Here is a 13,459-nt window from a genome sequence, read left to right as displayed (position 1 = left end):
ATAATGAGGGAATTTGAATGAGCTTTTTTATTTCTGATGCGGTAGCGGCAACAGGTGCTCCGGCGCAGGGCAGCCCGATGTCTCTGATTCTGATGCTGGTGGTGTTTGGTCTGATTTTCTATTTCATGATCCTGCGCCCACAGCAAAAGCGTACCAAAGAACACAAGAACCTGATGAACTCCATTGCGAAAGGCGATGAAGTACTGACTAACGGTGGTCTGGTGGGTCGCGTGACTAAAGTAGCAGAATCTGGCTACATCGCTATCGCGCTGAACGACACCACTGAAGTGGTTATCAAACGTGATTTCGTAGCTGCCGTTCTGCCGAAAGGCACCATGAAGGCGCTGTAATTTATTGTTTTCCCAAAGGGAACTGCCGTGTTAAACCGTTATCCTTTGTGGAAGTATGTCATGCTGATCGTCGTTATTGTCGTCGGTCTGCTCTATGCGCTTCCCAACCTGTATGGTGAGGATCCGGCTGTTCAAATCACTGGCGTGCGCGGTGCCGCCGCCAGTGAGCAAACGCTGATCCAGGTCCAGAAAACGTTACAAGAAGATAAAATCACACCTAAGTCTGTGGCTCTGGAAGAGGGTGCTATTCTCGCGCGCTTCGACTCCACTGATACCCAACTGCGCGCACGTGAAGTATTAATGGGCGTACTGGGCGATCAGTACGTCGTGGCGCTTAACCTTGCTCCGGCAACCCCGCGCTGGCTGGCTGCCATTCACGCAGAACCGATGAAACTCGGTCTTGACCTGCGTGGCGGCGTTCACTTCCTGATGGAAGTGGATATGGACACCGCGCTGAGTAAGTTGCAGGAACAAAATATCGATAGCCTGCGCAGCGATCTGCGTGAAAAGGGCATTCCTTATACTACCGTTCGCAAAGAAGATAACTACGGTCTGAGCATCACTTTCCGTGATAGCAGCGCCCGTGATGAAGCTATCTCTTACCTGAGCAAACGTCACCAGGATCTGGTTATTTCCAGCCAGGGCAGCAATGCTCTGCGTGCGGTAATGACCGATGCGCGCCTGAGCGAAGCCCGTGAATACGCAGTACAGCAGAACATCAACATTCTGCGTAATCGTGTTAACCAACTGGGTGTTGCTGAGCCCGTGGTACAACGTCAGGGTGCTGACCGCATTGTGGTCGAACTGCCGGGTATTCAGGATACCGCGCGTGCGAAAGAAATTCTGGGCGCAACCGCGACGCTGGAATTCCGTCTGGTAAATACCAACGTTGACCAGTCTGCTGCGGCATCCGGGCGTGTACCGGGTGACTCGGAAGTGAAACAATCTCGTGAAGGTCAGCCGGTTGTGCTGTACAAGCGCGTGATCCTGACCGGTGACCATATCACCGACTCCACTTCCAGCCAGGACGAATACAATCAGCCGCAGGTTAACATCTCGCTGGATAGCGCAGGTGGTAACATCATGTCCAACTTCACCAAGGACAACATCGGTAAGCCGATGGCGACCCTGTTCGTGGAGTACAAAGACAGCGGTAAGAAAGATGCCAACGGTCGTGCAGTACTGGTGAAACAGGAAGAGGTGATTAACATCGCCAATATCCAGTCTCGCCTGGGTAACAGCTTCCGTATCACCGGTATCAACAACCCGAACGAAGCACGCCAGCTTTCCCTGCTGTTACGTGCCGGTGCGTTGATTGCGCCGATTCAGATTGTTGAAGAACGTACCATCGGCCCAACCCTGGGTATGCAGAACATCAAACAGGGTCTGGAAGCATGTCTGGCCGGTCTGGTGGTGTCTATCCTGTTCATGATCTTCTTCTATAAGAAGTTCGGTCTGATTGCGACCAGTGCACTGATTGCTAACCTGGTGCTGATTGTCGGTATTATGTCGTTGCTGCCGGGGGCTACGCTGAGTATGCCGGGGATTGCGGGGATCGTCTTGACCCTTGCCGTCGCGGTCGATGCGAACGTACTGATCAACGAACGTATCAAAGAAGAGTTGAGTAACGGGCGCTCGGTGCAGCAGGCCATCAATGAAGGTTATGCGGGCGCATTTAGCTCCATCTTTGATGCGAACATTACCACGCTGATCAAGGTCATCATCCTGTACGCAGTTGGCACCGGGGCAATTAAAGGGTTCGCGATTACTACCGGTATTGGTGTGGCGACGTCGATGTTTACCGCGATTGTCGGTACACGTGCCATCGTAAACCTGTTGTATGGCGGCAAGCGCGTCAAAAAGCTGTCAATCTGAGGAGTGCGAAGTGGCACAGGAATATACTGTTGAACAATTGAACCACGGCCGTAAAGTCTGGGACTTTATGCGCTGGGACTACTGGGCTTTCGGCATTTCAGGTTTCCTGCTGATTGCGGCCATCGTGGTGATGGGCGTACGCGGGTTTAACTGGGGTCTCGATTTCACCGGTGGTACGGTTATTGAAATCACGCTGGAAAAACCGGCCGATATGGACGTGATGCGCGATGCGCTGGAGAAAGCGGGCTTCGTTGATCCGCTTCTGCAGAACTTCGGCAGCAGCCACGACATTATGGTACGTATGCCGCCAACTGAAGGTGCAGACGGCGGTCAGGTGCTGGGTAGCAAAGTGTTGAGTGTGATTAACGAATCCACCAACCAAAACGCCGCGGTGAAGCGAATTGAATTCGTGGGTCCGAGCGTGGGTGCAGACCTGGCGCAAACCGGTGCGATGGCGCTGATGGCGGCGTTGATCTCCATCCTGGTGTACGTCGGTTTCCGCTTTGAATGGCGACTGGCGGCAGGGGTAGTTATCGCGCTGGCGCACGACGTGATTATCACACTTGGGATCCTGTCGTTGTTCCATATCGAGATTGACCTGACTATCGTCGCATCACTGATGTCGGTAATCGGTTACTCGCTGAACGACAGTATCGTCGTCTCTGACCGTATTCGTGAAAACTTCCGCAAAATTCGTCGCGGTACGCCTTACGAAATCTTTAACGTGTCATTGACTCAGACGCTGCACCGTACGTTGATTACCTCCGGTACGACGTTGATGGTTATTCTGATGCTGTTCCTGTTCGGTGGTCCGGTACTGGAAGGCTTCTCGCTGACCATGCTTATCGGTGTTTCCATCGGTACTGCTTCTTCTATCTACGTAGCATCGGCGCTGGCGCTGAAGCTGGGTATGAAGCGTGAGCACATGCTGCAGCAGAAGGTCGAGAAAGAAGGGGCGGATCAGCCGTCAATTCTGCCTTAACCCATTAAGAGTGAAGATAGTGGAATCCCGATCGCAAGGTCGGGATTTTTTTTGCCTGTGAATTAGCGACAGGTAATTATCTTTTCCTGTCGCCACACTACTGACAGTATGCTGTCAGTAGCCCTGTCATATAGTCCTCCTGAGATTACCCACACAGGCAGGAGGAAGTATGAGCAATGTAATTAATTGGTTTGAAATCCCCGTGGTACAAATGGATCGCGCCATCGCTTTTTATGAGCCAGTAATGCAGGTTTCTTTGCGCCGGGAGAACATGGACTGCGCTGAGCTCGCCGTATTTCCGCATCAGGATCCCGCTCCCGGCGGGGCGCTGGCTAAATTTGACGGTATTACGCCTTCAGCGCAGGGCGCTATTATTTATCTGCATACGGACGATTTGGCTGCAACGCTTGAACGCGTCGCCACTGCTGGCGGTCAGTGTGTGTTTGGCCCACTCGAACTGGGGCAGGACATTGGTACGATTGCGCTATTTACTGACAGCGAAGGCAATCGTGTTGGTTTACATCAACCCGCGTAATATTTTCAGCACTGAGGATTAAAATGAGCAGACGCGCCGACCGCTTGTTTCAGATTGTGCAAATCCTGCGTGGCAGGCGAGTGACAACGGCGGCGCTGCTGGCAGAGCGTCTTGAGGTTTCTGAACGGACGATTTATCGCGATATCCGCGATCTCTCTTTATCCGGTGTGCCTATTGAAGGCGAAGTGGGCAGCGGATACCGCTTAATGGCCGGGTTTGATCTACCGCCGTTGATGTTAACGCATCACGAATCAGAAGCATTGATGGTAGCGATTCGATTGCTGAAAACATGGGGTGGGGATTCACTCTCACAGGCGTTGGAATCCGCGCAGGAAAAAGTGTTGGCGATATTGCCGCCAGAGAGTCGGCGCAGAGCCGAGCAAACGCGGATTTTCGCGCCAGATTTTGGTAATCAGCCGCATTCACGTAGTGCCTTCGATCTCATACATCGCGCGGTTTCAGCACAGCAGGTGCTGGCGCTGCATTATCGTGATGAGCCCGGGAATCTCTCCTGGCGCGACGTTCAGCCGCTGGGATTATTTTTCTGGGGCGAGCACTGGCTGCTGGTTGGCTGGTGCGAGAAGCGTGACGATTATCGTTGCTTTCGCGTTGATCGATGTCTGAAGATTACGCCACTCGACAGGCATTTTCGCGAATCGGCAGATCGCTCGCTAAGTGACTTTTTGCGTAAAGTACGCTGTGAAGACCAGCCATAAAAAAGCCAGCGGTTAAGCTGGCTTGTCTGCGAAACATTGTCTGGATTAGAAGTTGTAACCTACGACCAGGTAACCACCCCAACCGGTAGATTTCGCGCTGAAGTCGCCTTCGCCCCAGTTCAGGGTATCTCCACCTTTCCACTGGCCGCCGTTATGGAAGTAACGCGCTACGACGGAGTAGTGCCAGTGATCGTAGTTCAGCGCCAGGACGTGGCTGGATGCGATAGAGTTGCTGGTGCGGTTCGGATCATCACCCAAATCTGAGCCCCAGTCGAAGTTGGTGAAGCCGATGTAGGTCAACTGGCCGCCCCAAACCTGGGTGATCGGCACAAAGTATTTCACTTTGAAACGGTAGCCATCCCACTCGTTTTCGTTGGATGCGCCATAGTTCTGCCACTGGTATTTAGCATACACGTTCAGGGACAGACCCATCGGCAGACCGGTATCGATATCGGTACCCAGACCCATATACCAGGTGCTCTGGCGGCTGGCTTTGTTATCACCCATATCGTAGATGTAGTTGTTGGCGAAATACCATTCTTTGAACGGACCAAAGCTCAGGTCAGCACCGGTCAGTTTGTCGATGGAGAAACGCGGTTCGATTTCCATAAACAGCGGGGAACCGTCAGACCAAATACCTTTATCGTTGCCGTTACCCCAGTCGAAGGTTTTCGGAATATCGATGTAGCCATAGAAGTCAAACCAGTCTTTTTTGGCAAACGCTTCGTATTCCAGATACACGTCGTTGTTCAGTTTCGGGGAGAAACGGGTGTGATAGCTACCCACCACGTTGACACTCTGGTGCCACCAGTCGGACAGATATTGCGGTTTGTCATTTTCTGCTGCGTTGGCAGTAAAAGACGAGGAGAGCGCCAGCACTGCACCGGCTGCAAGTAATGTTTTTTTCATATGTATGCCACTGTTTGAAATCCCTTTCGGGAGTGAAAAATGCGCAATTTGCGTTTCTAAATATTTCGTAATTCTTCGGAGCCTATTATAAAAATCATTGTTCACAAAAATATGTCTTGTTTCACAGTTCTATCATTTACGTAATCGATTGCGTTCACGTTTGCGTACTTTAGGCGGCGAATTGTACTGGCTCCCATGAATGTTGCCAAGTTTTACCAGAAATATCGGTTATGTCAGGGGAGTAACAAAAAGAAGCAGAGTGATGTTGCGGAACGCACAAAACGTTCCGCAAAAAAGTTTATTGGCTAACAGGCTGGACATCGTGGATGCGCACAAATCCTAACTGATCTGGAGTGAGGCCATTTATCTGTAACGGAATGTCTACGTCGCTGGGAGCAAGAATACTCGCCGGAGCGTTGACCAATTGGTTATGAACGTTCACTTCCTGATAGTTGTCCGTGGTGCCCTGAATTTTCCCGTACTCGACGGTGGCGCTAAAGGCGGGTAAAGGCGTGTTGGATTCACCCTGAATTCGTAGCGTCAGGCGCGTACCATCGGCGTTCGGCGCAATGTTCACCAGAGACATGCGTAAGGTGCCAATCTGGCTGTCCAGTCGTGCCGGGGTTTTGGAGCCCGGCAGCAGATAGGCGCCGCTGGTTGATTTTGCATTCAACATATTTTGTTGCGTAATTTTTACCGTTTCCTGATTAAGCTGCGTCATCTCTTTATTCAACGTGCTAACGCTTTGATGCATCTGGCGTACTTCGCTTTGCTGTGCGCAGGCACTAAGACTAAAGAGACTTCCCACCAGGAGAATTCTTAGGTAACGTCTTGTCATTGTGATTACTTCCTTCATTGTCGCGATAGCATAATGGTAGTGTGCACTGAGCACGAAGGCATCGATCCTTTGTCTCAAAAGCGCAGCGCCTTTGTTGTCACGGCAGTTCAGGGTAAAATAGATTCTGTTAACCACTGAGGTACAGGACGCCGTATGCATTGCCCATTCTGTTTCGCCGTAGACACTAAGGTAATTGACTCTCGTCTTGTAGGCGAGGGCTCCTCGGTACGCCGCCGTCGGCAGTGTCTGGTCTGTAACGAACGTTTCACCACTTTTGAAGTGGCTGAACTTGTCATGCCGCGCGTTGTGAAAAGCAACGATGTGCGTGAACCCTTTAATGAAGAAAAGCTGCGCAGCGGCATGCTCAGAGCGCTTGAGAAACGGCCTGTCAGCGCAGATGACGTCGAAATGGCGTTAAACCATATCAAATCACAGCTGCGTGCGACGGGCGAGCGTGAGGTGCCGAGCAAGATGATTGGCAACCTGGTGATGGAGCAGTTGAAAAAGCTCGATAAAGTCGCCTACATCCGCTTTGCCTCTGTCTACCGGAGTTTCGAAGATATCAAAGAATTTGGCGAAGAGATTGCTCGCCTACAGGACTAAGCCATGCAGGATGAATTGTACATGGCGCGCGCGCTAAAGCTTGCTGCGCGCGGACGTTTTACCACTCACCCCAACCCCAACGTGGGCTGCGTGATTGTGAAAGATGGGGAGATCGTCGGTGAAGGATATCATCACCGCGCGGGCGAACCGCATGCCGAAGTTCATGCTCTGCGGATGGCTGGAGAAAAAGCGCAGGGGGCAACTGCCTACGTGACGCTCGAACCCTGCAGTCATCATGGTCGCACGCCGCCGTGTTGCGATGCGCTGATTGCGGCGGGGGTGTCGCGTGTGGTTGCGGCGATGCAGGATCCCAATCCGCAGGTCGCAGGACGTGGGCTCTACCGTTTGCAGCAGGCGGGTATCGACGTCAGCCACGGGCTGATGATGAGCGAAGTTGAGCAATTGAATAAAGGCTTCCTCAAGCGCATGCGTACGGGATTCCCATATCTTCAGCTTAAGCTTGGCGCGTCGCTTGATGGCCGTACAGCGATGGCCAGCGGTGAAAGCCAGTGGATTACCTCGCCACAGGCGCGCCGCGATGTGCAACGCTTGCGCGCGCAAAGTCATGCCATTTTAACCAGCAGTGCGACGGTGCTGGCAGACGACCCTCAGCTTACCGTGCGTTGGTCGGAGCTTGGGGAGTCAACTCAGGCGAGTTACCCGCAGGAAGAGCTGCGTCAGCCAATCCGCATTGTTCTTGATAGCCAGAATCAGGTCACACCGGCGCACCGAATTGTGCAACAGCCTGGAGAAACCTGGATTGTCCGGACTGAAGACGACCCTCGTAGCTGGCCGGAGACGGTGCGCAGCCTGAAGGTGCCGGAACATAACGGACATCTGGATCTGGTGGTGCTAATGATGCAACTGGGCAAACAGCAAATTAACAGCATTTGGGTTGAAGCTGGCCCAACGCTCGCCGGGGCATTATTACAGGCCGGTTTGGTCGATGAGCTAATCGTGTATGTTGCGCCTAAACTGTTAGGCAGCGATGCGAGAGGATTATGTGTGCTTCCAGGCCTTGAGAAACTGGCTGACGCACCCCATTTCAAATTCAATGAGATACGCCAGGTGGGCCCGGACGTTTGCCTGCATTTAACGACTGCGTGAGGCTTTCTGATTTAGAGGAAGCAGCGCACAGAATATTATGATAAAATCCGCCCCCCTTACGGGGCCATAAATCGAACCCGAAGGAAGAATATGAACATTATTGAAGCTAACGTTGCTACCCCGGACGCTCGCGTCGCCATCACCATTGCGCGTTTCAACAACTTTATCAATGACAGCCTGCTGGAAGGTGCTATCGACGCCCTGAAACGTATTGGCCAGGTTAAAGATGAAAACATTACCGTTGTTTGGGTTCCAGGTGCATATGAGCTGCCACTGGCCGCTGACGCACTGGCAAAAACCGGTAAATACGACGCGGTGATTGCGCTCGGTACGGTGATCCGTGGCGGTACCGCGCACTTCGAATATGTGGCTGGCGGTGCAAGCAATGGCCTGGCGCATGTCGCTCAGGACAGTGGCATTCCGGTAGCCTTCGGTGTTCTGACCACCGAAAGTATTGAACAAGCCATCGAACGTGCTGGCACTAAAGCCGGTAACAAAGGCGCAGAAGCTGCACTGACTGCGCTTGAAATGATTAATGTATTGAAAGCCATCAAGGCCTGATTTTTGTAAGGGGAAATCCGTGAAACCTGCTGCTCGTCGCCGCGCCCGTGAGTGTGCCGTCCAGGCGCTCTACTCCTGGCAGTTGTCCCAGAACGACATCGCTGATGTTGAATACCAGTTCCTGGCGGAACAGGACGTTAAAGATGTCGACGTTCTGTATTTCCGTGAACTGCTGTCCGGGGTGGCGACTAACAGCGCGTACCTGGATGGATTAATGAAGCCTTACCTGTCTCGTCTGTTGGAAGAGCTGGGTCAGGTAGAAAAAGCCGTACTGCGTATTGCGCTGTTTGAATTGTCTAAACGTAGTGATGTGCCGTACAAAGTGGCCATCAACGAAGCGATTGAACTGGCAAAAACCTTCGGCGCTGAAGATAGCCACAAATTCGTGAACGGCGTACTGGATAAAGCAGCACCTGTGATTCGCCCCAACAAAAAGTAATCCCGAGGCCGGCTGGATGGTGGAACCTGTTTCCGCTGTCCCCGGCTTTTTCTTTTTTTTCTGCTGAGGCATAACGTATGGCATGTGGCGAGTTTTCCCTGATTGCCCGTTATTTTGACCGCGTAAGAACTTCTCGTCTTGATGTCGAAACCGGTATTGGTGACGACTGCGCACTTCTGAACATCCCTGAAAAACAAACGCTGGCGATCAGTACCGATACGCTGGTGGCAGGCAACCACTTCCTCCCCGACATTGATCCGACCGATCTCGCCTGGAAAGCGCTGGCGGTGAATTTGAGCGATCTGGCGGCGATGGGGGCGGATCCTGCGTGGCTGACGCTGGCGCTCACATTACCTGACGTCGATGAAGCCTGGCTGGAAGCCTTCAGCGATGGCCTGTTTGAACTCCTCAATTACTATGATATGCAGCTGATTGGTGGTGACACCACGCGTGGGCCGCTGTCGATGACGCTGGGTATCCATGGCTACGTCCCCGTTGGGCGGGCCTTAAAACGCTCAGGCGCGAAACCGGGTGACTGGATTTATGTTACCGGCACGCCGGGCGACAGTGCGGCCGGGCTGGCGATTTTGCAGAACCGATTGCAGGTTGCAGATGCAACAGACGCGGACTATCTGCTGCAACGCCATCTGCGTCCCACGCCGCGTATTTTGCAGGGACAAGCCCTGCGCGATCTGGCCAGTGCGGCTATCGATCTCTCCGATGGCCTGATTTCCGATTTGGGACACATCGTTAATGCTAGCGGCTGTGGCGCACGGGTTAACGTTGATGTGCTGCCATACTCCACGGCATTGTCACAGCACGTTGAGCCGGAACAGGCCCTGCGCTGGGCGCTCTCGGGAGGTGAAGATTATGAGTTATGCTTTACCGTACCGGAAATTAATCGTGGTGCGCTGGAAGTGGCGCTGGGAAATCTCGGCGCAGCGTTTACCTGCATTGGGCAGATGAGCGCGGACGTGGAAGGCATTCACTTTACGCGCGATGGAAAACCCGTCACGTTTGACTGGAAAGGATATGACCATTTTGCCGCGCCTTAAAAAAGATGTCGCCAAAAGCCGCCTGAGTATGCGCAATCCGTGGCACCTGTTAGCCACCGGTTTTGGCAGCGGGCTGAGCCCAATTGTTCCAGGCACGATGGGATCGCTGGCGGCGATCCCTTTTTGGTATTTAATGACTTTTCTGCCGTGGCAGCTGTATTCGCTGGTGGTGATGTTATCTATCTGTATCGGCGTTTATCTGTGCCATCAAACGGCGAAAGATATGGGCGTGCACGATCACGGTAGTATTGTCTGGGACGAGTTTGTCGGGATGTGGATTACCCTGATGGCGCTGCCGACCAACGACTGGCAGTGGGTTGCCGCCGGATTTGTGATTTTCCGTATTCTGGATATGTGGAAGCCGTGGCCGATTCGTTGGTTTGATCGCAACGTGCATGGCGGGACGGGGATCATGATCGACGATATTGTGGCCGGGATACTCTCTGCCGGAATTTTGTATTTTATCGGTCATCACTGGCCGGTAGGTATCATTTAACCCTTTTCAGCGGCTATTGTAGGCCCGATAAACGCCGCGACATCGGGCGATCAGTGCCGGATGCGCTATGCTTATCCGGCCTACAATCTACAACCTTGCTTATTTAAATCCCACCACCGGATGCTGTTTGTACGGTGTTTCGAGTTCGGCAATCTGCTCCGGCTTCAACGTTAAATCCACCGCGTTGAGCAACTCATCCAGCTGTTCCTCACGCGAAGAGCCAATAATTGGCGCTGCCACGCCGGGTTTGCTCAGCAGCCAGGCCAGCGCAACCTGTGCCCGCGTTACACCCAACTCCTCACTGACACCGGTCAGTCGTGCGGCGATTTGCGCGTCGTTTTCATCGCTCTCGTTGTACAAATTTTTACCGACTTCATCGGAAACCAGACGTGCGGTTGTTTCTCCCCAGGGACGCGTCAGGCGACCACGCGCCAGCGGACTCCACGGGATCACCGCGACACCTTCCTGATAGCAGAGCGGCAGCATTTCGCGTTCTTCTTCGCGGTAGATCAGGTTGTAGTGATCCTGCATGCTGACGAACTGCGCCCAGCCGTGTTGCTTCTGTAAGGCAAGAGCCTGGGCAAACTGCGAAGCGTGCATGGATGAGGCGCCAATATAGCGAGCTTTACCGGCTTTCACGACGTCGTTTAGAGCCTCCAGCGTTTCTTCGATTGGCGTGTTGTAATCCCAGCGGTGAATTTGCAGGATGTCCACATAGTCCATACCCAGGCGTCTGAGGCTATCGTCGATTGAGCGCAGGATTTGTGCGCGGGATAAACCTTCCGCTAAATCATCCACCTGGTGAAAAACCTTGGTAGCGACCACGACATCTTCGCGGCGGGCGAAATCACGCAGCGCGCGGCCGACAATCTCTTCGCTGCTGCCAGCGGAGTAGCTGTTGGCGGTATCGAAAAAGTTAATGCCACCCTCAAGGGCGTGTTTGATTATTGGGCGGCTGCTTTCTTCAGGTAGCGTCCAGGCGTGATTGCCGCGATTGGGTTCGCCAAATGTCATGCAACCCAGGCAAAGGCGGGAGACCCGTAGGTCGGTTTTTCCTAAGATGTTGTATTTCATCAATCCACTCCTGCTTAGCTCGTGATGAATTAAGCATAGCAGGAGCGGGGAGGGGATTATGCCAGCCAGGCCTTGATTTTGGTCTCAATTCCGGCGGCATTCAAACCCAGATCGGCACGGGCTTCATCCTGAGTTCCCTGCGGGATGAAGAAGTCTGGTAGGCCAATGTTCAGCACCGGGACGGGCTTACGATGGGCCATCAGCACTTCGTTTACGCCGCTGCCAGCACCACCCATAATGGCGTTCTCTTCAATGGTAACCAGCACCTCGTGTTGGGCAGCCATTTCAAGGATCAACGTTTCATCCAGTGGTTTTACAAAGCGCATATCGACCAGCGTGGCGTTCAGCGACTCTGCGACCTGAGCGGCTTCCGGCATCAGGGTGCCGAAGTTGAGAATCGCCACTTTTTCCCCGTGACGTTTCACGATGCCTTTACCAATTGGCAGTTGTTCCAGCGGGGTCAGCTCAACGCCTACCGCGTTACCGCGTGGGTAGCGCACGACCGTTGGACCATCGTTGTAGTGATAGCCGGTGAACAGCATCTGGCGGCATTCGTTTTCATCACTCGGGGTCATGATGACCATTTCCGGGATGCAGCGCAGGAAGGAGAGATCGAACGCCCCCTGATGGGTTTGTCCATCTGCGCCAACAATCCCTGCCCGGTCAACGGCGAACAGGACCGGCAGTTTCTGGATGGCTACATCGTGCAGCACCTGATCGTAGGCGCGTTGCAGGAAGGTCGAGTAAATGGCTACCACCGGCTTGTAGCCGCCAATCGCCAGACCGGCAGCAAACGTCACAGCGTGCTGCTCGGCAATCGCCACATCGAAATAGCGGTCCGGGAACTTACGTGAAAACTCCACCATTCCGGAACCTTCGCGCATTGCCGGGGTGATTGCCATCAGCTTATTGTCTTTCGCTGCGGTCTCGCACAGCCAGTCACCGAAAATTTTTGAATAGCTCGGCAGACCGCCGCTGCTTTTCGGCAGGCATCCGCTGGACGGATCGAATTTGGGTACCGCGTGGAAGGTTATCGGATCTTTTTCCGCAGGCTCGTAGCCACGACCCTTTTTGGTCATGATGTGCAGGAACTGCGGGCCTTTCAGATCGCGCATGTTTTTGAGCGTAGTAATAAGCCCCAGCACGTCGTGACCGTCCACCGGACCGATATAGTTAAAGCCCAGTTCTTCAAACAGAGTCCCCGGCACAACCATACCTTTAATGTGTTCTTCGGTACGTTTGAGCAGTTCTTTAATCGGCGGCACGCCGGAGAAGACTTTCTTCCCGCCTTCGCGCAGCGATGAGTAGAGTTTGCCAGAGAGCAGCTGTGCCAGATGATTGTTCAGCGCGCCAACGTTCTCTGAAATCGACATTTCGTTGTCGTTGAGGATAACCAGCATGTCGGGCCTAATATCGCCCGCGTGGTTCATCGCTTCAAACGCCATCCCTGCGGTGATGGCACCATCACCAATCACACACACGGTACGGCGCTCTTTACCTTCTTTCTCGGCGGCAACGGCAATACCGATACCTGCGCTGATGGAGGTTGAAGAGTGCCCAACGCTCAGTACGTCATACTCGCTTTCACCGCGCCATGGGAACGGATGCAGGCCGCCTTTCTGACGAATGGTGCCGATTTTATCGCGGCGACCGGTCAGAATTTTGTGCGGATAAGCCTGATGTCCCACATCCCAGATTAACTGGTCAAACGGGGTGTTGTAGACATAGTGCAGCGCGACGGTGAGTTCCACCGTGCCCAGACCAGAGGCGAAGTGCCCGCTGGAACGGCTTACGCTGTCGAGCAAATAGCGGCGCAGTTCGTCGCAAAGCTTTGGCAGGCTCTCTTTTGGCAGCAGACGTAACTCCTGGGTGGAGTCGACCAGCGCCAGGGTCGGGTATTTGGCTATATCAAAACTCAT

15 protein-coding genes are annotated in these 13,459 nt (G+C 53.4%); 11 read left to right on the top strand and 4 right to left on the bottom strand.

Translation table 11 applies throughout. The features are described from left to right. Positions 1-17: 17 nt before the first annotated feature. From yajC to JQN59_RS17470, 5 genes are all read left to right on the top strand, one after another. Positions 18-350 (top strand): preprotein translocase subunit YajC, encoded by a 333-nt coding sequence (yajC, locus tag JQN59_RS17490; protein ID WP_003021544.1) that lies wholly within the window; start codon positions 18-20, stop codon positions 348-350. A 27-nt stretch (positions 351-377) separates the two neighbouring features. Next, a complete protein-coding gene (gene secD, locus JQN59_RS17485) occupies positions 378-2,225 on the top strand; it encodes a protein translocase subunit SecD (RefSeq protein WP_003021547.1) in 1,848 nt (615 codons plus the stop codon). Between the two features lie 10 nt (positions 2,226-2,235). Then, the gene (gene secF, locus JQN59_RS17480; protein WP_003021550.1) at positions 2,236-3,207 is read left to right on the top strand and encodes a protein translocase subunit SecF; all 972 of its coding nucleotides are present in this window, start codon (positions 2,236-2,238) and stop codon (positions 3,205-3,207) included. A gap of 169 nt (positions 3,208-3,376) precedes the next feature. Continuing rightward, the gene (locus JQN59_RS17475) at positions 3,377-3,742 is read left to right on the top strand and encodes a VOC family protein (RefSeq protein ID WP_032942527.1); all 366 of its coding nucleotides are present in this window, start codon (positions 3,377-3,379) and stop codon (positions 3,740-3,742) included. 23 nt (positions 3,743-3,765) lie between these two features. Beyond that, positions 3,766-4,458: a helix-turn-helix transcriptional regulator gene (locus tag JQN59_RS17470; protein WP_048214800.1), complete on the top strand. Its 693-nt coding sequence runs from the start codon at positions 3,766-3,768 to the stop codon at positions 4,456-4,458. 45 nt (positions 4,459-4,503) lie between these two features. Here JQN59_RS17470 and JQN59_RS17465 read toward each other — a convergent pair whose 3' ends face one another. Beyond that, a complete protein-coding gene (locus JQN59_RS17465; protein WP_003021561.1) occupies positions 4,504-5,367 on the bottom strand; it encodes a nucleoside-specific channel-forming protein Tsx in 864 nt (287 codons plus the stop codon). Positions 5,368-5,665: 298 nt separating this feature from the next. Continuing rightward, positions 5,666-6,205, bottom strand: coding sequence for a DUF3251 domain-containing protein (locus tag JQN59_RS17460; protein WP_149607782.1), 540 nt, complete (start codon positions 6,203-6,205; stop codon positions 5,666-5,668). A gap of 153 nt (positions 6,206-6,358) precedes the next feature. Here JQN59_RS17460 and nrdR point away from each other — a divergent pair, with 153 nt between their 5' ends. From nrdR to pgpA, 6 genes are all read left to right on the top strand, one after another. Beyond that, positions 6,359-6,808, top strand: coding sequence for a transcriptional regulator NrdR (gene nrdR, locus JQN59_RS17455; RefSeq protein ID WP_003021571.1), 450 nt, complete (start codon positions 6,359-6,361; stop codon positions 6,806-6,808). Between the two features lie 3 nt (positions 6,809-6,811). Continuing rightward, positions 6,812-7,915, top strand: coding sequence for a bifunctional diaminohydroxyphosphoribosylaminopyrimidine deaminase/5-amino-6-(5-phosphoribosylamino)uracil reductase RibD (gene ribD, locus JQN59_RS17450; RefSeq protein WP_008783929.1), 1,104 nt, complete (start codon positions 6,812-6,814; stop codon positions 7,913-7,915). Positions 7,916-8,005: 90 nt separating this feature from the next. Then, complete coding sequence (ribH, locus tag JQN59_RS17445) at positions 8,006-8,476, top strand: 6,7-dimethyl-8-ribityllumazine synthase (protein ID WP_003021575.1); 471 nt, start codon at positions 8,006-8,008, stop codon at positions 8,474-8,476. A gap of 19 nt (positions 8,477-8,495) precedes the next feature. Next, entirely contained in the window at positions 8,496-8,915 is a 420-nt protein-coding gene (gene nusB, locus JQN59_RS17440) for a transcription antitermination factor NusB (RefSeq protein WP_000801129.1), read from the top strand. A gap of 77 nt (positions 8,916-8,992) precedes the next feature. Beyond that, positions 8,993-9,970: a thiamine-phosphate kinase gene (gene thiL, locus JQN59_RS17435; RefSeq protein WP_008783930.1), complete on the top strand. Its 978-nt coding sequence runs from the start codon at positions 8,993-8,995 to the stop codon at positions 9,968-9,970. Then, positions 9,948-10,466 carry a phosphatidylglycerophosphatase A gene (gene pgpA, locus JQN59_RS17430; protein WP_003021578.1) on the top strand — a complete coding sequence of 173 codons (519 nt, stop codon included), beginning with the start codon at positions 9,948-9,950 and terminating at the stop codon, positions 10,464-10,466. Before thiL ends, pgpA begins: the two co-directional genes overlap by 23 nt. 99 nt (positions 10,467-10,565) lie before the next feature. Here pgpA and yajO read toward each other — a convergent pair whose 3' ends face one another. Together yajO and dxs are read right to left on the bottom strand one after the other, a co-directional pair. Then, complete coding sequence (gene yajO / locus JQN59_RS17425) at positions 10,566-11,540, bottom strand: 1-deoxyxylulose-5-phosphate synthase YajO (protein WP_008783931.1); 975 nt, start codon at positions 11,538-11,540, stop codon at positions 10,566-10,568. Between the two features lie 56 nt (positions 11,541-11,596). Beyond that, positions 11,597-13,459 (bottom strand): 1-deoxy-D-xylulose-5-phosphate synthase, encoded by a 1,863-nt coding sequence (dxs, locus tag JQN59_RS17420; RefSeq protein WP_003830996.1) that lies wholly within the window; start codon positions 13,457-13,459, stop codon positions 11,597-11,599.

Source organism: Citrobacter sp. B72, from assembly GCF_016894305.1.
In the GTDB taxonomy this organism is placed as follows: Bacteria; Pseudomonadota; Gammaproteobacteria; order Enterobacterales; family Enterobacteriaceae; genus Citrobacter; species Citrobacter portucalensis.
The sequence above is the reverse complement of the archived record's forward strand: the minus strand, read 5'-3'. Positions and strand labels throughout refer to the sequence as shown.

Bases quoted from the DNA above. Each gene is read 5' to 3' on its own strand.
- yajC (WP_003021544.1), top strand. From the start codon at position 18: ATGAGCTTTTTTATTTCTGATGCGGTAGCGGCAACAGGTGCTCCGGCG.
- JQN59_RS17475 (WP_032942527.1), top strand. From the start codon at position 3,377: ATGAGCAATGTAATTAATTGGTTTGAAATCCCCGTGGTACAAATGGAT.
- JQN59_RS17470 (WP_048214800.1), top strand. From the start codon at position 3,766: ATGAGCAGACGCGCCGACCGCTTGTTTCAGATTGTGCAAATCCTGCGT.
- JQN59_RS17465 (WP_003021561.1), bottom strand. From the start codon at position 5,367: ATGAAAAAAACATTACTTGCAGCCGGTGCAGTGCTGGCGCTCTCCTCG.
- JQN59_RS17460 (WP_149607782.1), bottom strand. From the start codon at position 6,205: ATGACAAGACGTTACCTAAGAATTCTCCTGGTGGGAAGTCTCTTTAGT.
- nrdR (WP_003021571.1), top strand. From the start codon at position 6,359: ATGCATTGCCCATTCTGTTTCGCCGTAGACACTAAGGTAATTGACTCT.
- ribD (WP_008783929.1), top strand. From the start codon at position 6,812: ATGCAGGATGAATTGTACATGGCGCGCGCGCTAAAGCTTGCTGCGCGC.
- ribH (WP_003021575.1), top strand. From the start codon at position 8,006: ATGAACATTATTGAAGCTAACGTTGCTACCCCGGACGCTCGCGTCGCC.
- thiL (WP_008783930.1), top strand. From the start codon at position 8,993: ATGGCATGTGGCGAGTTTTCCCTGATTGCCCGTTATTTTGACCGCGTA.
- pgpA (WP_003021578.1), top strand. From the start codon at position 9,948: ATGACCATTTTGCCGCGCCTTAAAAAAGATGTCGCCAAAAGCCGCCTG.
- yajO (WP_008783931.1), bottom strand. From the start codon at position 11,540: ATGAAATACAACATCTTAGGAAAAACCGACCTACGGGTCTCCCGCCTT.
- dxs (WP_003830996.1), bottom strand. From the start codon at position 13,459: ATGAGTTTTGATATAGCCAAATACCCGACCCTGGCGCTGGTCGACTCC.